The following is a 20,938-nucleotide window of genomic DNA, read 5'->3' as shown; positions in this document are numbered from 1 at the left end:
CTAATCTGTGGATTTAAGTAATTTTTGCGTTGCGGTCAATATTCCTCTCAGCACATTCACCTCTACTTTATCCGGAAGGCTGCGAAGATAGAGGCGCCTCAATCGGGTCATCAACTGACGCGGGTTGCCGGGATCAAGAAAATCGATATCAATCAGCGTCTTCTCCATATGCTCAAACAACCGCTGCAATTCATCTGCTGATGCCAGATCAATATCCCACTCAGTACCCCAACGGGGTTTTTCCAAAACCTCTCCCGCTTCTGACTGCTGCTTATCTGATTGTGCCAACAAGCCCATGCGCAACTCATAACAGATCACTTGAACGGCTGCCGCTAAATTAAGAGAACTGAAATCAGGGTTTGACGGAATATGGACATGACGATGACAACGATGAAGCTCTTCGTTAGTTAAGCCTCTATCTTCTCGCCCAAACACCAGTGCCACATCAAGAGCCTGCGGGAGACCCATAGATGAACAAACGGACTCATTTCCTGCTGATTGTGCCGATTCCTGAGTGACCGACGGTTGCAGAATCTGCTCGACCAGCTCACGAGGGTCCAGCACCGGCCATGGAATATGACGACCGCGGGCACTAGCACCAACGACGTAATTACATCCAGCCAAGGCTTCATCAAGAGTGCCAACCACTTTAGCTTGATCTAACAGATCAACAGCTCCTGACGAACGAGCAACCGCTTTTTCACTGGGGAATTCTTTAGGATCAACCAGATAAAGGGTCGAGAAATCCATATTCTTCATAGCCCTGGCAACACCACCAATATTACCCGGATGACTGGTATTGACCAAAACGACCCTAACGGACTTCAACATCCAACAACCCTCATGCCTGAAAAAGCGTCGTATTCTAACAGAATAGCATTACAGCAGCTAAAACCTTAGGCGGGTAAATACAACTTTGCTATACTTCCGCTTTGATTTCTCTCGTCCTCAACGAGAGGGTCGCAAAATGTAGCGAGCGCAGCTAATTTTGCGGCAACCCACCACTTTTCGGAAAACATAGCGACTAACATGCAACCCACGTTAAATATCGCCCTCAGGGCCGCACGCATAGCCAGTGAACAGATCGCACGCGCAATCGAGCACCTGGACATCATCAAATCAGAACAAGAGGGCGTGAGCGAGTTTATTACCGAAACGGTACTAGCTGCTGAAAAATCCGCTGCCTATCACATTCATAAAGCCAACTCTCAGCATCGCGTTATAGGCCAGCACGGAGGGTCTTATGACACAGAAGAGTCAAAAAGCGAAACAGAATGGCACATCAATCCTATTGACGGACTAACCAACTTCGCCCACGGGATCCCACTGTTTGCACTAACGCTTATTTGCAAAGAGAAAGGTCGCACAGAACATGCTGTAGTTATTAATCCTATTACGGGGGAAGAATTCACCGCCAGCCGCGGACGCGGCGCACAACTGAACGGTAAGCGCATCCGCGTCAGCGGATTACGAGAACTGAAAGGCAGCCTGGTCGGAAGCGATTACGAAAACAACAGCGATCAACACCCCCATCTGGAAGCCTATCTGGATATATACAAGCGCCTGAATACTCAGGGCTCTCAAGTCAAAAGCTATGGCTCTGGCGGTTTAACACTGGCTTATTTGGCCGCCGGCCGCATCGATGCCTGCTGCCTTATGAATCTCAGTAGCTGGGAACTGGACCCGGGTATGCTTATCATCCAGGAAGCTGGAGGCTTGATGGGTGATTTTGTTGGTGGCAACAACAGCATGAAAAGTGGAAACCTGGTTGCCGGTAACCCACGCCTTTTCAAGCAGTTACTACAAGCCATCAGGCCTGCGCTTCCCCCTGGCCTGCAAGGCTAACCGCTCCTGACAACTATAGAGCACCTATGGAGAGAGGCTGCAGCTCAAGCGCTATCTCTCCAATCTGCTGATTACTGATTACAAGCACAGATTTCAAACACAAAAAAAAGGCGGTCATCTGACCGCCTTTTAAATCTCACCGTCCATTGATCTAGACGGAAAATTCCACAAGACTAGAAAGCACTTCTCAAGACAATGGTTTCATTACGATCAGGGCCAGTAGATACGATATCAACCGGTGCTCCAACCAACTCCTCCAAACGCTTGATGTAACTACGGGCTGCTTCTGGCAATGCTTCTAACGACCGCGCTCCTACTGTAGATTCAGACCAACCTGGAACTTCTTCATACACGGGCGTAACAGCTTCATAACCCTCACTATCAGAAGGCGAAGAAACCGCATTTCCATCCTGATCAAGATACCCTGTACATATCTTGATTGACTCAAGACCGTCCAAAACGTCGAGCTTGGTCAGACAGATGCCAGAGACACTGTTAATTTGGATAGAGTGCTTCAACGCAACCGCGTCAAACCATCCACAACGACGAGCACGCCCGGTAGTGGCACCAAACTCATGCCCCTGTTTAGCCAAACGAGCACCTGTTTCACAAAACAGCTCGGTAGGGAAAGGGCCTGAGCCAACACGAGTTGTGTAAGCCTTGGTAATCCCAAGAATATAATCCAGGTAAAGAGGACCAAAACCACTGCCGGTTGCTGCACCACCAGCCGTCGTGTTTGAAGAAGTCACATAGGGATAAGTCCCATGGTCAATATCCAGCAGCGAACCCTGGGCACCTTCAAACAGTATATTGTCACCATTCTTACGATACTCGTGCAGCATCGCAGTAACATCGGCAATCATCGGCTTGAGCTCTTCAGCCATAGCCATAGCCTGAGCCAATGTTTCCTCGTAAGATATTGCTTCAACCTTGTAGTAATTCACCAGAGCGAAATTATGGTATTCCAGAACTTCCTTCAATTTAGTCGCGAAGCGTTGCTGGTCCAGCATATCCCCTAGACGTAGTCCACGGCGAGCTACTTTATCTTCATAAGCGGGACCAATACCACGCCCAGTAGTGCCAATTTTCGCATCCCCGCGAGCAAGCTCACGTGCCTGATCCAAAGCAACGTGATAAGGCAGAATCAAAGGCGATGCAGGGCTTAAGCGTAGACGCTCACGAACAGGAACTCCCTTCTCCTCCAGCTCGGCAATCTCTTTAAGCAGTGCTTCTGGAGACAGTACAACACCATTACCGATCAAGCACATTACGTTGTCACGCAATACTCCGGAAGGGATCAGATGAAGAACAGTTTTCTCTCCATCAATCACCAGTGTATGCCCAGCATTGTGACCTCCCTGAAAACGAACGACAGCAGCCGCCTCTTCAGTCAGCAGGTCAACAATCTTGCCCTTGCCTTCATCACCCCATTGAGTTCCTAAAACAACAACATTCTTGCCCATAGATCGATAATCTCTAATCTTCAAATTTCAAAAGCGACGGCCCACTGAGCCGACGACAAAAAAAGCCGGTACAAATCAGTCAGTACGAGAAAAAGCAGGCGTACAGTTCCATCAAACGTCGGACAATTCCCACCCGCCAGCTCCACGAACCAGCTGCTTATCGCAATTCATCGCCGCCGCGCCAGCCTCCTCGCCAGGTAACGAACAGACAACCCGCATGCCGGCTTTACGTAATTCAGCCACCTTCCTGTGAAGCTCAACATCCTCCTCAGCAGGAGCAAACACGGCGCCTTCCGTAACTCCAGCCAGCCCGGTAACTTCAGCAAAGACTTTTAGGTCGCCACTGAACCCGGTTGCAGGACGAGCACGCCCAAAATCTTTACCAATCTGGTCGTAACGCCCACCCTTTATCAGCGCCTGACCATATTCAGGCACATATGCCGCGAAAACGACACCAGTGTGATAGTTATAACCACGCAATTCACTCAGATCGAAATAAAGCTGTACCTGCGGATAGCAGGCTGAAACCATATCAGCAATCCGCTTTAGATCCTGTAACGCGGCATCTGTAGCTGGGGATAGCCCCCCCAATAATTCTGTTGCCCGATCAAGCACCAAACAGTCCCCACTCAAGTGGATCAACTGCCTAAACTGCTCTGTTCGCTCACTGGACAACTCAAGAGAATCCAACAAGACCTCTAGCTCTGTTATTGCCTTTCCTTGCAGCAACTCAAATAACTGAGCCTCATCCTCTGCGGTTAATTTAGCTTCTTCGATTAGCGCCCGGTAGAAAGCAACATGCCCGAGATCCAAAGTAATCGTGGATGTAACACCGGCTGCTTTCAGCGTTTCAAGCATCAGGCAGATAACTTCAATATCACTTTCAACACCACAGTGTCCGTATAGCTCAGCCCCTATCTGCATTGGAGAGCGACCTGCCAGCATATTTTCCGGAACAGTATGCAAAACTGAATTAACATAACAATAACGAGCGGTGGTTTCCCGGGGGAGACTATGAGCATCGATACGCGCGACCTGCGGTGTGGTATCCGCCCGCAACCCCATCAACCGCCCAGTAAGCTGATCGGTAATTTTATAGGTGCTTAACGCCAGGTCATTACCTGTTCCCGTTAACAATGAATCAAGATATTCAATCAAAGGAGGCATAACCAGGTCATACCCCCAACTATGGAACAGATCCAGCAGCCGCCTGCGCAACTGTTCAACCTTCCGTGCTTCCGGTGGCAGTATTTCTTTCACGCCATCAGGCAATAGCCAGCGATCTGCTATGGACATTGTGACTCAAACTCCTCGCTCATCAACAACATGTTGGATCTATGAGTAAACGAAATTACGGTTCAGGGTTCTTCTGGAAACACGCAAAACTCTGGAGACAACCCACCAAGGCGACCAAACCTCGGCCAATCAGCCCTCTAAAAAATGCAACACAACAATCGCACTAAAATTAAACCTCGCAACGCTCCGCATTATTGGCACTCCATCTAAAAGCAAGCAAAGATAGAACCGGGTTCAGTGAATCAGATAAAGAGCCCCGGTACCTGCCAACATACTCGCAAACCCGATTAAACGGAGAGTCTGATCATCAGTAATTGCCAGCTGAGCCACCAATTTTCGCCAACGTTGCGGATAAAGAAAAGGCAACACCCCCTCCAACACCAACATCAAGCAAAAGGCGATCGCCATCTCTCGCCAAAATTCCACTAATTAGCCTTCCACCAACAATCTATCAGTCAATAATCCATCAACCAAAACTTCTGGGATAACCATGCAAGCCCAGACTCCCTAACAAGTCACGAAAGTGACTACAGGAACGCCGCTGCTTACCAAGCAAGCCAAAAAAAACCGGGAAAAGTCCCGGTTGATGAATTCTAACATGGTTTTTGAAAAAGAGTCTAAAAAGAGTCCAAAAAAGGCGCAGCTGTTAAGAACTACGCCTCTTTTTGACCAATCTAGCGACTACCTGGAATCAGCTCAGTATCAATTTCCTGTAGCGTTTTTCAGGTATTTAAAGAAGTCGCTTTCAGGATCAACCACCATGACATCCCCTTTATTGCTAAAGGTTTTCTGATAAGCATTCAGACTGCGGTAGAAAGAATAGAATTCAGGATCCTGATTATAGGCTTTAGCATATATAGCCGCAGCAGCCGCATCACCCTGACCACGAGTCGTCTCAGCCTCCCGGTAAGCCTCCGCTAAAAGTACCGTTTTTTGACGATCAGCGTCAGCCCGGATACCCTCAGCAAGCTCCTTACCCTTTGAACGAAGCTCACGAGCCTCACGCTCTCGCTCTGCGCGCATCCGCTCATAAACAGACTGACTCACTTCCGGAGGAAGATCAATCCGCTTAACTCTGATATCAATAACCTCGATACCAAGCTCTTCTTCTGTGGCGCTGCTTAACGTCTTACGCAACTCAAGCATCAATTCTTCACGCTCACCAGAAACGACTTCATTAAGCGTCCGCTGACCAAACTGATTACGCAACCCGGTATCAACCCGGGAAGAAAGAATATCCCCTGCACGGAACTCATCACCTGAGGTAGCGGTATAGTAGCTCCTGACATTGGATATTTTCCACTTCAGAAAAGAATCTACGATAAGACGCTTCTTTTCCAGCGTCAGATAATCCTGTGGCCGGGCATCCAGAGTCTGCACACGACCGTCAAACTTTCTGACTTCGTTTACCACAGGGAGCTTAAAATGAAGCCCGGGCCCCACATCAGCATCTACCACCTCACCAAACTGCAGCAAAACGGCCCGCTCTTTCTCATCAACAATATAAAGCGACTTGGAACCAACAATCAAGACAACCAGAATACCGGCCATTATCGCAATGGTTTTCGCATTCATCCTAACGTTCCTCCCTTCTCGCAGCCTGACGGCGACGGAGACGATCAATCACCTCATCCGCCACTTCCTGAACCGAAGCTTCATCCAGGCTTGACGAGAAACCAGACAGACGTTGCGAACTACCGCCACCACTTTGTACTATTTTATCCAGTGGTAGATACATCATATTATTACCACCTTTAACATCCAGCAAAACCTTAGTGGAGCTTTCCATCACTGACTCCACAGCATCCAGATACAGGCGCTCTCGAGTTACTTCCGGAGCCGCCTTATATTCAGACAGCAGCTGTAAGAAACGGTTTGTTTCACCCTCGGATCTGGCCGTAACCTGCTCACGATAGGCGTTTGCTTCCTCAAGCAACCGCTGCGACTGACCTCGCGCCTCAGGAACAATACCGTTAGCGTAAGATTCAGCTTCATTTTTTACTCGCTGCTCATCCTCTCGGGCTTTAATTACATCATCAAATGCCGCCTGAACCTGACTTGGTGCAGAGGTGCTTTCAATATTCACCTTAGAGATCAGCAATCCCGTTCCATAATCATCCATATAACCCTGGAGACGCTCCTGCACAGCTGACCCAAGCACGGCACGACCTTCGGTCAAAACAAAATGCATTTCAGACGTACCGACAACATGCCTGAGAGCACTTTCAGTCGCATGAGCTAAACTTGTTTCAGGATCCCGAACTTTTAGCACGTAGTTTTCAGGATTAGAAATCTTATACTGGACCTTGAGCGCTACATCGACGATATTTTCGTCCTCTGTCAGCATCAACGCACGGTGATCGATTGATTCCACTCGCGTAACGTTTACCGTATAGCGCTTGTCAATCAGTCTCGGATTCCATCGCAATCCAGGCATCACGGTATCGTGATACTGCCCCAATCGCAGAATAACGACACGTTCCTGTTCATTAACGGTATAAAATCCCATAGCCACCCAACCACCGAGCAACACCACCGCTAACAAGGCAATAAATCCGATACCTACGGAATTACCCTGACCGGAACCTGAGGACTTACTACCACCGCCTCCGCCACCAAAAATAGAGTTCATTTTATCCTGGAGTTTTTTCAGCGCTTCATCCAAGTCTGGAGGTCCTTGATCACCCCCTCCTCGTTTGCCGCCATCCCGTTTACCACCACCCCAGGGATCCTGATTGTTTCCGTTTCCACCCGGCTCATTCCAGGCCATAACTATCTCCGTTGTCAATACTTTGAAAGTGCTTGCGCATTGTAGGCAGCTCCACCTAGGCTTGCAAGAAAAGACGCCACTAATACGTAGCCATCATCTAGCGTTCTGGCTCGATTCCAGCCCGACTCAGCAGCTGCAAGAAATCGCGTTTTTGCAGCCGAATTTCCAACTCCATATGCCCTTTGTCATCAGCCCGCTCATTTAACACAGCACCCTGGGCATACAACTGTGAGCGAAAAAATCCTTCTTGAGGTTCAATCTTCAACCATCGATGGACAACTTCAGTTCCAACCAGTTCCGTGATTGCCTTCATCAGCAGGTCGACACCCTCGCCACTATGTGCCGACAACCATACCCTTACTGGTTTACCATCCTCATCCCGGTCAATATGTGGTCTAACACCCGGCATAAGATCAATCTTATTGTAGACCTCAAGCACCGGTATCGTATCAGCACCGATTTCCTGCAAGACTTTCTGCACCTGGTCCACGTTACTCGGACGCTCATCGGAATCACCATCAATCACGTGCAAAAGCAACGACGCCTCACTGGTTTCTTGCAATGTGGCACGAAATGCTTCAACAAGCTTATGTGGTAAATGCCGGATAAAACCAACCGTATCAACAAGGATAGCCGGACCCACATCCTGCAGCTCCAGCCTTCTCAGGGTTGGATCAAGCGTCGCAAACAATTGATCGGCCACGTAAACACCAGCATCCGTGACTCGATTAAATAAGGTTGATTTACCGGCGTTAGTATAGCCAACCAAAGACAAGGTTGGCACCTCAGCACGGCGCCGGGAACGCCTCCCCTGATCTCGCTGCTTACGCACTTTATCCAAACGTCGAAGAATTGACTTAATTCTGGCTCGCAACAATCGCCGGTCCGTTTCCAGCTGAGTTTCACCCGGACCACGCAGACCAATACCACCTTTCTGGCGTTCCAGGTGAGTCCAGCCACGTACTAACCGGGTAGACATGTGCTCAAGCTGAGCCAACTCTACTTGCAACTTACCTTCATAGGTCCGAGCCCGTTGTGCAAAGATATCCAATATCAGTCCAGTGCGATCAAGAACCCTGCACTTAAGCTCCTGCTCAAGATTACGCTCCTGAGCCGGTGATAAGGCGTGATTAAAAAGCACCAACTCTGCGCTTTGAGTACGAACTAACTCAGCAATTTCCGCAACTTTTCCCTGTCCAACAAAAAACTTAGGACTGGGCCCACGACGGGAACCCGATACTAAGGCTACCGGATCCGCACCTGCGGACAACGCCAGTTCTTCGAATTCTTTCGGATCTTCCCGGTCTTCTTCACTGGCAAGATCCAGATGAACAAGTACAGCAACTTCGCCTGATTCAGGCCGCTCAAAAAACAACGGTCAAGCTCGCTTAGGCTTCACCTTCAGGTGCAACTATCGGCGTCTTGACAGGACGAGAAGGAACGACAGTTGAGATGGCGTGCTTATACACCATCTGGCTGACGGTGTTTTTCAGTAGAATAACGAACTGATCAAAGGACTCAATCTGTCCTTGAAGCTTAATTCCATTAACCAAAAAGATGGAAACTGGAACCCTTTCCTTACGTAAAACATTCAAATAAGGGTCTTGTAACGTTTGCCCTTTTGACATTATGCATTCCTCAGAAGTACTGATATTCATTAGTATAAAAAATTTAAAAGATAATGGTTCGACTGCACACCAACTTACATTGCAGATCTGCGTTCAATTCTGCAACCAGCAATGAGAACAAAAAATTGAACAGACAAATAACTGTCTGAACAAAAAGGCGTTCCGGCAATTTTCACACACCTTACTAAACAACTTAACACCTATATAAGGTAGTCATCCATTAATTTCAAGACCTCGTCGATCAAATTAGGAGATCCTGCGGGCATTTGATGTAGCCCTTGCCACCCTCTCAGCCAGGTCATCTGCCTCTTCGCTAGCTGGCGGGTAGCGATAATACCACGCTCGACCATCTGTTCGAAATCATAATCACCATCAAAATACTCCCACATTTGGCGATAGCCGACGCAACGAATAGATGGCATGCTCTTATTCAGATCGCCCCGCTGGTAGAGTTTTTGCACCTCTTCTTCAAATCCAGCCTCCAGCATAAGATGAAATCGACGTGCGATCCGTTCGTGGAGAATTTTTCGATCAGGCTGATCAACTGAAAACTGAATTACATCAAAGGGCAACCGAGCTTGCTCTTGTTGCTCTGCCCAAAGCTCAGTCAGCGACTTACCCGTTAGCTCATGCACTTCCAAAGCTCTCTGCAAACGCTGGGGATCATTGGGATGAATTCGCTCTGCTGAAACCGGATCAATATCCTGCAGCTTGCGATGGAGTGAATCCCAACCTTGCGCTTGAGCAGTTTCAATAAGCCTTCGTCTAACGTCTTCATCTGCCTTAGGTAATTCAGCCAGCCCCTCTAATAAAGCCTTGTAATAGAGCATGGTTCCACCCACTAAAAGCGGAATCCGCCCTTGCTGGTGAATAGACTCAATTTCTCTAAGAGCATCACTTCGAAACTCGGCCGCCGAATAACTCTCTGCCGGGTCACGTATGTCGATCAACCGGTGGGGAGCCTTTACCAGCTCATCAGCGGAGGGCTTGGCTGTTCCAATATCCATCCCTCGGTAAATCAATGCAGAATCAACACTGATCAGCTCGCACGGCAATTTCTCACCAAGCTCAATTGCCAAATCAGTTTTACCAACCGCGGTAGCTCCCATAAGGCAAATAACCAGCGGTTTAGCTGACCTTTGCCTGCCAGCCAAGGGATAAGGACGATTGCTGGAAACTGTAGCCATTACTGCCCCCTCAAAAACAGCTTATCCAACGCCTTCATATCCATTTGAGTCCAGGTTGGCCGACCATGATTGCATTGACCACTACGCTCCGTCTGCTCCATATCACGTAGTAAATTATTCATTTCCGGTAACGTCAACTGACGATTGGCTCTTACTGATCCATGGCACGCCATGGTCGCCAGCAACGTGTTTTGCTCAGCTTCTATACGATCACTACTGCCCTGGGCTAATATGTCAGCCAATACATCTCGTACCAGCTGCTCACTATCACCATTCTTCAATAACGCGGGAATCTCTCGCACAACGATTGTTTCTGCCCCCATACGGGAGAAATCAAAACCAAGGCGCTTAAACAACTCTGCTGAAGATTCAGCACAATCAGCTTCGCGCTGACTCACGGCTATTGAGAGCGGAACCAGCATAGGCTGAGAGCGAACCCCTTCTTCCGCATAAGTTTGCTTTAATCGCTCATAAACGATGCGTTCATGGGCGGCATGCATATCAACAACCACCAGACCGTACTGATTCTGAGAAAGAATATAAACGCCGTGCAATTGCCCTAAAGCGAACCCGAGCGGCGGTATCGCAGAATGCTCGTCGGTTGAAGAGACATTCCCTTCCCCGCTTTCATAATTATCGCCGCTATCGTTACGGCCATTCTGGTTACTACTACCCGGACCACTGCTTCTCTGTTCGCTGCCATCTGGATGGAGATGTCCATAGACAGAAATCTGCTCTTGAATCAGGTTACCAGACGGACGATCGGATGCGGAAGCCATATCCCTTTGCGGAGCCAAAGACATTTGATGCTGTCCACGAAACTCTCCCACCTCAACCCCAGTCGTCAGAGGCCCCCGTGATGATGACATAAAGCCTTGATTCGAGCCTTGCCGTGCTCCCGATAGCGCAACTCCATCTGATTGTTCAGACGATGTCGTTGCTGCATTGGCCGACTCATTCCCAGAGGAAACCATTTGATCGGCAGGTTTTACTTCTGCAAGCCCACGATGGAGTGTCCGAAACAGAAAATCATGCACTAAGCGCCCGTCTCTGAAACGCACTTCATGCTTGGTAGGATGAACATTTACGTCAACATCGGCGGGATTAAGTTCCAAAAAAAGGACAAACGTGGGATGCCGACCGTTATATAGGACATCCCGGTATGCCTGTCGCACCGCATGTGCTACCAGCTTATCGCGGATAGATCGGCCATTGACAAAGAAGTACTGAAGATCTGCCTGACTGCGGGAAAATGTGGGCAATCCCACCCAGCCCCATAGCCTCAACCCTGATGCTTCAACATCCAGAGAAATCGCATTCTCCATAAATGGCGTACCGCAAACAGCTGCCACGCGACGTTCCATTTCGATAAGAGTTTTTGCCGGACGCAACTGATGAATCGTTCTGGCGTTATGGCGTAAGGATAAAGCGACATCAAAACGACTTAATGCGATACGCTTAACCACTTCTTCTAAATGGTTAAACTCAGTTTTCTCTGTCCGTAAAAATTTTCGCCGGGCAGGAGTATTAAAAAAAAGGTCGCGGGCTTCCACTGTGGTTCCCCGAGGGTGTGCAGTCGGAGTCACTACCGCTTGCATATCACGCCCTTCGCTGGCCACCTGCCAGCCACTATCCTGCCCTTCACTACAAGATGATAAGGTCAGCCGGGAAACTGAGCTGATACTGGCCAGCGCTTCTCCACGAAATCCCAACGTAGAAACAGCTTCCAGATCATCCAGAATCTTGATCTTACTGGTAGCATGCCGACTTAGTGCTAAAGCAAGATCATCTTTAAGAATCCCCCCACCATTATCCCGCAGACGAATAAGTTTAACGCCACCTTTTTCGATTTCCAGATCAATACGATCTGCACCAGCGTCAAGGCTATTTTCCAGCAGCTCCTTAACCACAGATGCCGGGCGCTCAACAACCTCTCCCGCTGCAATTTGGTTGGCCAAACGCGGAGTTAACAGTTCGATACGATTCATCAGGAAAGATCCACAGGTATTCAGCAATAGCTTATCAGGAGGTGGGGATTTGCAACACCTGACCTATACGAATAGTGTCAGACTTCAGCTTATTAAATTTTCTCAACTTGTTAAGCGTTACGCCATTACGATTGGCAATAACTGACAGAGTATCACCGCGAACAACCTTATAACGTGATGATGCGGCGCCTCCTTTTGCTTTCCACGCTAAATAGGTCATTGCCGGCGGTTTACGTGTGAAGTGCTGCTTAACGCCGTCAAAAACAGCTTTAGCAATTTTGTTCTGGTAGCTACGAGTACTCAGCAGCTTTGCTTCACGAGGATTGGAAATAAATCCGGTTTCCACAAGAATAGAAGGAACGTCGGGAGATTTAAGCACGACAAACCCCGCGTGCTGGACGGCTCGCTTATGCAAGTGAGCCACACGGCCGAGATTCTTAAGGACGTAGCCCCCAATCTCTCGACTGTCTGTAAGACTCGCTGTCATGGACATATCCAGCAACACACCAGCCAGCACCTCATCTTTTCCCCCCAGGCTAAGTGTACCAACGCCACCGACCAGGTCAGTATTGTTTTCTCGTCCAGCTAACCATCGCCCCATCTCACTGCTGGCCCCTCGCTGAGACAATGCCCAGACAGAAGCTCCTTTAGCTCTGGGATCCTTAAACGCGTCCGCATGAATAGAAACAAACAGATCTGCCTCTTTTTTCCGAGCAGCTTGAGTTCTCTTGCGCAACGGGATGTAGTAGTCCCCTTTGCGGATCAGCTCAGGTGTAAACCCGGGTTCTTTTTTGAGCAATCGCGAAAGTTCATTGGCGATGGACATGACCACGACTTTTTCCCGTAGTCGCCCCGGACCAATAGCCCCAGGATCTTCTCCCCCATGACCGGCATCAATAGCAACAATAATGTTTCGCCGTGGATCCTTCTGCTTCTTGCTAATACTGCTGGGCACAGTGGTTGTTTTCGGCTTACTGGTTTTAACCAAATCAACCACCAGACGATGGCCGTATTTTTTGTTAGGAGCAAGCTCAAAGCTACGAGGCTTCACTTTTGTATTAAGGTCAAGAACAATACGCAAGTCACGGCTATTACGACGGCCACTACGAATACTTTTAACCGGAGTTCCCTTGAGATCAAGCTGAGACAGGGAAGCTTTCATCTTGCTGGCAGGGACATCCAGCACAATTCTGCTGGGATTTGACAGAGTAAACAGCTTATGGGAAATAGGGCCGGACAGGTCAAACACCAACCGAGTGTGGTCTGGCGCCAACCATAGCCTCACGTTTTTTATATCCCCTGCCCAACTCAAACTGCTCACTGCCATACATAGCAAAGCTGTCGCAGCCAGAGCCCAACGTCTAAACTTCAAATTCCCACTCCGGTTCTGAGTATTATTCAAGCCAATTTGATTAATCCCTGTTAGGGAGCATCTACCAACAAACGCTATTTTGCCAAGGATGATCAATCAATACTATCGTCTATTAATCTCTTAGGCTATCAAAGCTATAGATCAACTATCTAATCCACTTTCAATTCTAGCTGCCATTTTATCCTGATTACCTTAAGACAAATGACAGATTACCCCGAATACTGTGCACCAGAGATATCCTCAACCGAATTACCCCGCAACCTGTTCAGTATTTGCCTTCCGGTCAGTGACTTTGCTTCACAGACAACTATGCGACCCTCATCATTGCGCTCTATCTGCAACGCAAGATCTGGCTCAGGAAGCTCCCCGGCTCCCTGATCCGGCCACTCAATCAATCGAATGGCCGGCTCGGAGAAATAATCACGAATTCCCAAATACTCCAGCTCTTCTGGATCAGCCAGCCGATACAGATCAAAGTGATAAATTAACGTCGTCGGCAGTTCATAAGGTTCAACCAGCGTATAAGTCGGACTCTTAACAGCTCCTGAATGTCCATGCGCCTGCAATACCCCTCTACAGAGAGTCGTCTTGCCCATGCCCAGATTACCTCTTAAAAACAGAGTTGCATCCCCTTCACAAGCGACTCCCAAGCGCTGCCCGAAGGACACCATTTCGCTTTCGCTGTTGAGCTCTATTTGATATTCACTGCTATCATTCATAGGGTTATTCATCCGGAGATTCACTTAGTCCGCCCTGCCGGTTTTCTCCAGTTAAAGGAGGATTCAATAGTTTTCTTAAACGAGTAATCAGGTCGGTTGCCAGCATCCCCCTCTCCCCATTTTCAGCAGCCTCAGCATCGGCTGCCTGAGCATGAACGCTGACACCAACACTGGCCGCAATCATAGGCGTCAGTCCCTGCGCCATCAAAGCCGCAATAACTCCTGCAAGAACATCCCCCATCCCACCACTGGCCATTCCTGGATTGCCCTGATGACAAAGTAATGACTCTTTGCCGTCATTGATCAGCGTTCCCGCTCCTTTTAACACTGTCACTCCACCAAAGCGCCTCTGTATAGACCTAGCGGCGGAAAAACGATCAGCTTGAACTACTCCGGTATCAACCCCCAGCAAACGGGCGGCTTCCCCAGGGTGAGGTGTCAACACTCTTTTCTTCCATTGAGGGTTATTCCTGAGGCCGTTATGGTTATGACTACGATCCTGAAGAAAATCATCCTCATGAAACTCTTCAGGTTTTTTTCGGTTGCTATCCTGTTCTCCTGCAATCGTCTCAGCCTTGCTTGTTTCATCTGAGGTTATTTGACTGAGCAGATTCAAAGCATCAGCATCCCAGACCATGGGCATATCCACAGACTGAATACTATTAAGTAATTGACCAGACCAGGCGCTTGTTCCAAGACCTGGCCCAATCAGAACCGTGGTCGCTCGTCCCATTAACTCCTTTAGCTCCAACCCAGAGCGTACCCCCTGAGCCATGACCTCAGGACAACGAATATTGCAACTGGCAACATTCTCTGGACGAGTTGCTAACGAAACCAGACCAGCACCAGAGCGAATCGCAGCCTGTGCAGCCATCAACGCCGCTCCGGCCATTCCTTTATCACCACCGACCACCAGCAGATGACCAAAATTACCCTTATGAGCACTTCGGGCTCTTGGTGGTACATGATTACGAACCGATTGTGGATCGATCAACTTTACCGAGGGAGCAAACTCTCTATAAACCGCTTCTGGCAGCTCCAGACTGGAAAACAACAGCTTTCCGCAATGATCGACACCGCGGTGGGTTAACATTCCTCGCTTCAAACCGATAAACGTGACCGTCAGATCAGCAACAATAGCACTGCCCAAAACAGCGCCGGTATCACTGCATAAGCCTGAGGGAATATCTACTGACAGAGTCGGAACCGAGGCTTTGTTTATCAGCTCAATAGCCTTGACATAACCCCCTCTCACCTCTCCTTTCAAGCCGGTCCCTAATAGCGCATCAACGACAACATCGCTGGCAATCTGCACCTTAGGATCAAAAGCCTGAACAACAACACCTTTCGCAATTGCCCAATCGTAGGCTTGACGCGCCTCACCTCGCAATCGCCTGACAGCATCTTCACCACCGACCAAATACACACTAACCTGGGAACAATCCCCACTCTGTTCAATAGCCAGTCCAGCCATGACCAAGCCATCACCACCATTATTTCCAGGCCCGCAAAAAATGCTGAGAGACTGAGCAGTTGGCCAGTGTTGCCGTAACGCCAGATAAGCACTCTTCCCCGCCCGCAACATCAATTCAAAGCCAGGAATCTCATATTTATCAATCGCAAGACGGTCGAGCATACGGGTTTGCTCGGCGGTATAGAGCGTTCGCGGTTGGGATTTATCCAGCCCTGCAGGCAATAGCTTCTGTTGCTCCAAAAGCGATGACTCCTGTTTGTTAAGTAAGATCAAGTTATGAATAAGATCAATACCATTATCTTCTGATATGATAGAAACTTGTTACACCCGTAGATTATAAAGCCAGCACCCGCTGCAACGCCATGCCTCAGGATAATCCGATGAAGTCACCCGGGAGCCATTCCCAAAACACTCGACAGCGCACCGACAGCGCCTCAAGTGAAGAATCCCGGCTGGATTCAGCCCAACTGACAACATCAATTAAAAACTGGGCCCACGAACTCGGTTTTCAGGCCGTTGGTATCGGTGATATTGATTTAAGCCGTCATCGCCAACCGCTTGAAGACTGGTTAAAGCAAGGTTATCAGGGTGAAATGCAATTTATGGAACGCCACCTTGATCTGCGTACAGATCCGAGTCAACTACACCCAGGCACTTTAAACGCTATCTGTGTGCGTATGGAATATATGCCCCCTGATGTAGAAACGGTAAAAGTTCTACAGAATCCAGAGCAAGCTTACATTTCCCGGTATGCATTGGGACGAGACTATCACAAGGTCGTGCGCAAGCGACTGGCTCAGCTCGCCAAACGTATCGAGGCGGACTATGGCAGCTTTAATTCTCGACCTTTTGTCGACAGCGCTCCGGTGATGGAAAAACCGCTGGCTCAACAAGCGGGCCTTGGCTGGCAGGGAAAGCATGGACTTATTATTGACCGCAAGGCCGGTAGCTATTTCGTTATTGGTGAATTGCTGACAGATCTTCCACTGATTCCCGATCTTCCTTATTCCGAAAACCATTGTCGGCGATGCACTGCCTGCATGGATGTCTGCCCGACCAATGCGTTTCCAGCTCCCTATATACTTGATGCAAGACGTTGCATTTCCTACCTGACCATTGAGTTAAAAGGATCAATCCCTGAGGAATTACGCCCATTAATCGGAAATAGAGTATTTGGTTGCGATGATTGCCAATTGGTATGCCCCTGGAACCGTTACTGCCATTTTTCTGATGAAACCGACTTTAAACCCCGACACTCTCTGGATAAAGCAGAGCTGATAGCGTTGTTTAACTGGAATGAAGAGGAATTTCTGAAAAAAACCGAAGGCTCCCCTATTCGCAGAAGCGGCTATCAAGGCTGGCTGCGGAATTTAGCCGTTGGCATTGGCAACAGTGGCGCTGGAGAACCGGCGATTCAGGCACTGTCAGCAAAACGAGAGCAGTGTTCTGAAATGGTTAAAGAACACATCGACTGGGCACTGAGGCAATTGACTGCCTCAGCTGCTATAGCCCCACTACCTTTAACTGAAAAGCACCCCCGTAAAGTAAGGCACCTGCTCTGAATGCAAACTTTCAAACCTTAAAAAAATGCTGGCGATAATGACGCAACTCATTAATAGAGTCTCTAATATCATCCATCGCCAGATGGGCACCTGACTTTTTCACTCCGGCCAAGACTTCAGGAGCCCAGCGGCGGGATAATTCTTTAACAGTGCTGACATCAATACTACGATAATGAAAGAATTCCTGTAAGTCAGGCATATAGCGATATAAAAAACGTCGATCCTGACCAACACTATTACCACAGATAGGCGATACCCCCGCATTTAGGTGCTTACTGAGAAACTCCAGTGTTTCTTGTTCGGCCTGGGCTTCCGTATAAGTACTTTCGCGCACACGTTGGGTCAAGCCGGATTTACCATGTTGGTTGGTACACCACTCATCCATTCCCTCTAACACCTCATCAGACTGATGAATGGCAATTATTGGTCCTTCTTCAAGAATATTAAGCTGTGCATCAGTGACTATGGTGGCGATTTCAATGATCACATCATTGTCCGGATCCAGGCCGGTCATCTCTAGATCAATCCATATCAGGTTAGTATCCCGTGACATAAGCTCCTCTTTGCCCAGTCTGACTTTCAAAAGTGTGGTATGTTTGCCCTTTCGTCGTCAGAGTGCAACCCTATGACGAAAACGAAGTGCAAGATAAGTAATATTCTAACAACCTAGGTATTTATTAGACACCCGCATGGCAAAACGCAAGCTCACACGTCGCCAGTCCTGGCGAATAAAGAAAATACAGGATGAGCGTGCGTCCCGTATCAGCAAACAAGACCAGAGTATTGACCAGAAGCTTCTATCTGGCGAGTTAGGGCAAGAGCAAGAAGGGCTGGTGATATCTCACTTTGGCAGCCAGGTGGATATCGAAGCGATAGAAGGCTCAAACAAGGGACTGATCAAGCGCTGCCATATGCGTGCTAATCTTGGATCCATTGTCACCGGGGATCGAGTGGTCTGGAGAGATGGCGACCCGATAGGTGTCGTCGTGGCCAACCTTCCCAGGCAGTCACTGTTATCGCGACCGAATCCTCAGGGAGAACTACGACCAGTAGCCGCCAATATAGACACTATCGTTATTACCATTGCTCCCAAACCAACACCTTACGCCAATCTGATCGATCGCTATCTGGTCGCAGCAGAATCCGTTGAGATTGAACCTGTCCTTCTGCTCAATAAGATGGACCTGGTCGATGACGACAACCGCGAAGATCTGGAACAGATGCTACAGAGCTACCAAGCACTGGGCTATCGCACTCTTCGGGCATCAACCAAAACCGACCATGGTCTCGAACTGCTGAAAAACAATCTAGACAATCGTATCAGTGTCTTTGTTGGTCAGTCCGGCGTTGGTAAATCATCGCTGATTAATGTGTTATTGCCGGGAGTTGATATAAGAGTCGGGGCACTCTCGGAAAACACCCTGAAAGGCACCCACACCACAACCACAGCACGGCTCTATCATTTTCCAGACGGTGGGGATTTAATCGACTCTCCGGGAATTCGTGAATTTGGTCTTTGGCATATTGATCGCTTCACCTTATTAGACGGTTTTCGAGAGTTTCGTCCGTTCCTAGGACATTGTCGTTTTCGGGACTGCAGTCATGAGCAAGAGCCTGGCTGTGCATTACAACAGGCATTAAGCGATGGACATATTAGTCCTGAGCGTATGGCCAGTTATCGTAATATACTCTTTAGCCTAGAACAGTAGTCAGATCTGGAAAAGCAGTTAGTGGAACAATAGTTAAAAAGTCTGAAACAATGCCATATCTGTCTGGAGTGAAATATCCCGGAGCCTGAGCAAAGCGGTCTGGAGCGGAGCCAAGGCCTCTGCTGGTCTAGGAACCCTTTGATTCCAATGCTATAGTCTAGTCAAGCATTAAGGATTTTCAGTCGTGGATGGGAACTAACTAATTCATGGGGCAATCTACCAGACCATTCGGAATCAATGAGTGGACCACCTTTCTTAAGGATAAGCAGCTACCGGTCTTAGTGAAAACCGTGCAGCGGCTTGAGCACCTGTTTGCAAATCCGGACCTCTCCCTACAAGAGCTGGTTCCAGTCATTGAACAGGATCCTATTTTTACTCTTCATTTGGTTCGCTTGGCCAACAGCCTCAATAAGAATACAGAAACTCAGGCCAACACTGTCGAGCTGGCTGTATCGACACTCGGTCTCGACCACATACAGAATCTCTGCCGTCAACTGCCCGTGATAAAAATCAATCATGCCAGTGTTCCCCACAGAAAATACTTCCACGCCGTTGCCAACAGCGCTCATGCCTCCGTTCAAGCGCAGTTTCTCTGTCGCAGTACCAATCGGTCAGTAATCAATGACAGTCGAATCGCCGCTCTGTTTTACGGGGTTGGGCATTGGGCTCTCTGGCGCTACGCTCCCCAGGAAATGAGCGAGATTAATATCCACATTTATGAAAAAAACAATGATGTTGTGATGGCGGAAAACGATGTCCTGGGCTGTACCATTCAACAAATATCCGAGTCTCTGGTGGAATCATGGAACCTGTCCAGGCTAGGCACCCAGGCGCTTAAACACAGTACTTCTCCAGATGCGGAAATGCTGGAAAGGCTCCACTGTTATGCACAGGGTGATGATTCCATAGAGGAGGCCGAGCATCGGGAAATCAAGCAACTGCTAAATGCCACATTCTATCCCGTTAAACTGGCCAACTGGTTGGCCCTGACAGTTCCTTATGGCTGGAACAAAATCAAAGCGTTGCGACTCATTGGAATTATCAGTGATTTTATGAAAAACTCAGAGGACGAGGCGCTGGCTCTATTGCATCAGCGTTGTGCTCTCAGCTCCAGAACTTTTCGAGTTGAAGGCATTTTAAGTCCAGCCGCATTAATGTTGCTGCTACCTTCCAATCAGGTACTCAGCTACCGAATGGACGGCAAGCAACCCAAGCTGAGTGATAATGGCCAGACAGAAGTTAAAAAACAGCACACAACTACCGCAAAAATTCCTTTAAACACTCCCCCAAGCCAAACAGTCCCTAAAAAGATAATTCCTGACACAGTGCAGGAAACAGCTAATCAGTCAGTAACTGTTCAGCATTCTGCAGATACAACTTTACAGGACAAGTTTGCAAATAAGGCCGGTTTCCAGAAACTTGCCAATAAGATGTTAAAGGATACCCAGTTATTCAAGGATGATTTGGATGTATACTCCGATTTGCTCCGAGGGCTAAAATCAGGCTTGGGTATAAAACGTGTCAGCTTATTCAAGGTTGATCAACAAGGCCAGCTATCCTCTTTGCTCCATGCCGGTTACACTGAGAATGACCCCATGCGGCGCTTTTCTGTGAACCTTGAAATTCCAAGCCTTTTTAAAAAACTCAGCCATAAGCCAAAAGCCGTTAGGATGACCGATGAGAATCGTAAACAGATTCGTGCGGAGCTTCCTGAACGCTTCAAGGCTTGCTCAAATCAACGCAGTTTTATTTTGATTCCATTGTTCCGAGAAAAAACACTGATAGCCTTTGTTTATGGCGATCATGATACCGAGCAGGCGGAAATCAGCGAATTCTACTTTAAATACTTTAAGTATTTATGTGCCGCAGCCAATCGTTGCCTCAACCGTATATCAGCAGCCAAATGACTTGTGCTCACTTAAAGG

At 48.4% G+C, this 20,938-nt stretch carries 18 protein-coding genes; 4 read left to right on the top strand and 14 right to left on the bottom strand.

The window, feature by feature from the left end; all coding sequences use genetic code 11:
- On the bottom strand, window positions 1–831 hold the full coding sequence (locus tag BGP75_RS16835) for an RNA methyltransferase (RefSeq protein WP_076719988.1): 831 nt from the start codon (window positions 829–831) through the stop codon (window positions 1–3).
- 198 nt (window positions 832–1,029) lie between these two features.
- On the opposite strand from BGP75_RS16835, the gene BGP75_RS16830 reads away from it, so the two are divergent.
- On the top strand, window positions 1,030–1,845 hold the full coding sequence (locus tag BGP75_RS16830; protein WP_076719986.1) for an inositol monophosphatase family protein: 816 nt from the start codon (window positions 1,030–1,032) through the stop codon (window positions 1,843–1,845).
- Window positions 1,846–2,018: 173 nt separating this feature from the next.
- Here the strand turns inward: BGP75_RS16830 and BGP75_RS16825 are convergent, their stop codons facing one another.
- From BGP75_RS16825 to BGP75_RS16770, 12 genes are all read right to left on the bottom strand, one after another.
- A complete protein-coding gene (locus BGP75_RS16825) occupies window positions 2,019–3,308 on the bottom strand; it encodes an adenylosuccinate synthase (RefSeq protein WP_076719985.1) in 1,290 nt (429 codons plus the stop codon).
- Window positions 3,309–3,419: 111 nt separating this feature from the next.
- On the bottom strand, window positions 3,420–4,604 hold the full coding sequence (locus BGP75_RS16820) for an ATP phosphoribosyltransferase regulatory subunit (RefSeq protein ID WP_076719984.1): 1,185 nt from the start codon (window positions 4,602–4,604) through the stop codon (window positions 3,420–3,422).
- 234 nt (window positions 4,605–4,838) lie between these two features.
- Complete coding sequence (locus BGP75_RS16815) at window positions 4,839–5,030, bottom strand: DUF2065 domain-containing protein (RefSeq protein ID WP_233152956.1); 192 nt, start codon at window positions 5,028–5,030, stop codon at window positions 4,839–4,841.
- A gap of 276 nt (window positions 5,031–5,306) precedes the next feature.
- On the bottom strand, window positions 5,307–6,179 hold the full coding sequence (hflC, locus tag BGP75_RS16810) for a protease modulator HflC (RefSeq protein WP_076719983.1): 873 nt from the start codon (window positions 6,177–6,179) through the stop codon (window positions 5,307–5,309).
- A 1-nt stretch (window position 6,180) separates the two neighbouring features.
- On the bottom strand, window positions 6,181–7,374 hold the full coding sequence (gene hflK / locus BGP75_RS16805; RefSeq protein ID WP_076719982.1) for an FtsH protease activity modulator HflK: 1,194 nt from the start codon (window positions 7,372–7,374) through the stop codon (window positions 6,181–6,183).
- A gap of 97 nt (window positions 7,375–7,471) precedes the next feature.
- On the bottom strand, window positions 7,472–8,749 hold the full coding sequence (gene hflX, locus BGP75_RS16800; RefSeq protein ID WP_076719981.1) for a ribosome rescue GTPase HflX: 1,278 nt from the start codon (window positions 8,747–8,749) through the stop codon (window positions 7,472–7,474).
- Between the two features lie 13 nt (window positions 8,750–8,762).
- Window positions 8,763–9,002: an RNA chaperone Hfq gene (hfq, locus tag BGP75_RS16795; RefSeq protein WP_076719980.1), complete on the bottom strand. Its 240-nt coding sequence runs from the start codon at window positions 9,000–9,002 to the stop codon at window positions 8,763–8,765.
- Window positions 9,003–9,202: 200 nt separating this feature from the next.
- Window positions 9,203–10,189: a tRNA (adenosine(37)-N6)-dimethylallyltransferase MiaA gene (miaA, locus tag BGP75_RS16790; RefSeq protein ID WP_076719979.1), complete on the bottom strand. Its 987-nt coding sequence runs from the start codon at window positions 10,187–10,189 to the stop codon at window positions 9,203–9,205.
- Complete coding sequence (gene mutL, locus BGP75_RS16785) at window positions 10,189–12,177, bottom strand: DNA mismatch repair endonuclease MutL (RefSeq protein ID WP_076719978.1); 1,989 nt, start codon at window positions 12,175–12,177, stop codon at window positions 10,189–10,191. Before mutL ends, miaA begins: the two co-directional genes overlap by 1 nt.
- Before the next feature lie 34 nt (window positions 12,178–12,211).
- On the bottom strand, window positions 12,212–13,504 hold the full coding sequence (locus tag BGP75_RS16780; protein WP_076720070.1) for an N-acetylmuramoyl-L-alanine amidase: 1,293 nt from the start codon (window positions 13,502–13,504) through the stop codon (window positions 12,212–12,214).
- Window positions 13,505–13,758: 254 nt separating this feature from the next.
- Window positions 13,759–14,268 (bottom strand): tRNA (adenosine(37)-N6)-threonylcarbamoyltransferase complex ATPase subunit type 1 TsaE, encoded by a 510-nt coding sequence (tsaE, locus tag BGP75_RS16775; protein ID WP_076720069.1) that lies wholly within the window; start codon window positions 14,266–14,268, stop codon window positions 13,759–13,761.
- Between the two features lie 4 nt (window positions 14,269–14,272).
- Window positions 14,273–15,982 carry an NAD(P)H-hydrate dehydratase gene (locus tag BGP75_RS16770; protein ID WP_198939386.1) on the bottom strand — a complete coding sequence of 570 codons (1,710 nt, stop codon included), beginning with the start codon at window positions 15,980–15,982 and terminating at the stop codon, window positions 14,273–14,275.
- 140 nt (window positions 15,983–16,122) lie between these two features.
- Between BGP75_RS16770 and queG the strand changes: the two genes are divergently transcribed.
- Window positions 16,123–17,304 carry a tRNA epoxyqueuosine(34) reductase QueG gene (gene queG, locus BGP75_RS16765; protein ID WP_076719977.1) on the top strand — a complete coding sequence of 394 codons (1,182 nt, stop codon included), beginning with the start codon at window positions 16,123–16,125 and terminating at the stop codon, window positions 17,302–17,304.
- A 10-nt stretch (window positions 17,305–17,314) separates the two neighbouring features.
- Here queG and orn read toward each other — a convergent pair whose 3' ends face one another.
- Complete coding sequence (gene orn / locus BGP75_RS16760; RefSeq protein ID WP_076719976.1) at window positions 17,315–17,857, bottom strand: oligoribonuclease; 543 nt, start codon at window positions 17,855–17,857, stop codon at window positions 17,315–17,317.
- A gap of 136 nt (window positions 17,858–17,993) precedes the next feature.
- Here orn and rsgA point away from each other — a divergent pair, with 136 nt between their 5' ends.
- Both rsgA and BGP75_RS16750 read left to right on the top strand, forming a co-directional pair.
- Window positions 17,994–19,013, top strand: a complete 1,020-nt coding sequence (gene rsgA, locus BGP75_RS16755; RefSeq protein ID WP_076719975.1) for a small ribosomal subunit biogenesis GTPase RsgA — start codon at window positions 17,994–17,996, stop codon at window positions 19,011–19,013.
- 206 nt (window positions 19,014–19,219) lie between these two features.
- The gene (locus BGP75_RS16750) at window positions 19,220–20,920 is read left to right on the top strand and encodes an HDOD domain-containing protein (protein ID WP_076719974.1); all 1,701 of its coding nucleotides are present in this window, start codon (window positions 19,220–19,222) and stop codon (window positions 20,918–20,920) included.
- The last annotated feature ends 18 nt before the right edge of the window (window positions 20,921–20,938 follow it).

The sequence above is a fragment of the Motiliproteus sp. MSK22-1 genome, assembly GCF_001968815.1.
In the GTDB taxonomy this organism is placed as follows: Bacteria; Pseudomonadota; Gammaproteobacteria; order Pseudomonadales; family Balneatricaceae; genus Motiliproteus.
This window is presented reverse-complemented; position numbering and strand designations above follow the sequence as displayed.

Excerpts from the sequence above, each read along its gene's own strand:
- BGP75_RS16835 (WP_076719988.1), bottom strand. The coding sequence starts at position 831 with ATGTTGAAGTCCGTTAGGGTCGTTTTGGTCAATACCAGTCATCCGGGT.
- BGP75_RS16830 (WP_076719986.1), top strand. The coding sequence starts at position 1,030 with ATGCAACCCACGTTAAATATCGCCCTCAGGGCCGCACGCATAGCCAGT.
- BGP75_RS16825 (WP_076719985.1), bottom strand. The coding sequence starts at position 3,308 with ATGGGCAAGAATGTTGTTGTTTTAGGAACTCAATGGGGTGATGAAGGC.
- BGP75_RS16820 (WP_076719984.1), bottom strand. The coding sequence starts at position 4,604 with ATGTCCATAGCAGATCGCTGGCTATTGCCTGATGGCGTGAAAGAAATA.
- hflC (WP_076719983.1), bottom strand. The coding sequence starts at position 6,179 with ATGAATGCGAAAACCATTGCGATAATGGCCGGTATTCTGGTTGTCTTG.
- hflK (WP_076719982.1), bottom strand. The coding sequence starts at position 7,374 with ATGGCCTGGAATGAGCCGGGTGGAAACGGAAACAATCAGGATCCCTGG.
- hfq (WP_076719980.1), bottom strand. The coding sequence starts at position 9,002 with ATGTCAAAAGGGCAAACGTTACAAGACCCTTATTTGAATGTTTTACGT.
- miaA (WP_076719979.1), bottom strand. The coding sequence starts at position 10,189 with ATGGCTACAGTTTCCAGCAATCGTCCTTATCCCTTGGCTGGCAGGCAA.
- mutL (WP_076719978.1), bottom strand. The coding sequence starts at position 12,177 with ATGAATCGTATCGAACTGTTAACTCCGCGTTTGGCCAACCAAATTGCA.
- BGP75_RS16780 (WP_076720070.1), bottom strand. The coding sequence starts at position 13,504 with ATGGCAGTGAGCAGTTTGAGTTGGGCAGGGGATATAAAAAACGTGAGG.
- tsaE (WP_076720069.1), bottom strand. The coding sequence starts at position 14,268 with ATGAATGATAGCAGTGAATATCAAATAGAGCTCAACAGCGAAAGCGAA.
- queG (WP_076719977.1), top strand. The coding sequence starts at position 16,123 with ATGAAGTCACCCGGGAGCCATTCCCAAAACACTCGACAGCGCACCGAC.
- orn (WP_076719976.1), bottom strand. The coding sequence starts at position 17,857 with ATGTCACGGGATACTAACCTGATATGGATTGATCTAGAGATGACCGGC.
- rsgA (WP_076719975.1), top strand. The coding sequence starts at position 17,994 with ATGGCAAAACGCAAGCTCACACGTCGCCAGTCCTGGCGAATAAAGAAA.
- BGP75_RS16750 (WP_076719974.1), top strand. The coding sequence starts at position 19,220 with ATGGGGCAATCTACCAGACCATTCGGAATCAATGAGTGGACCACCTTT.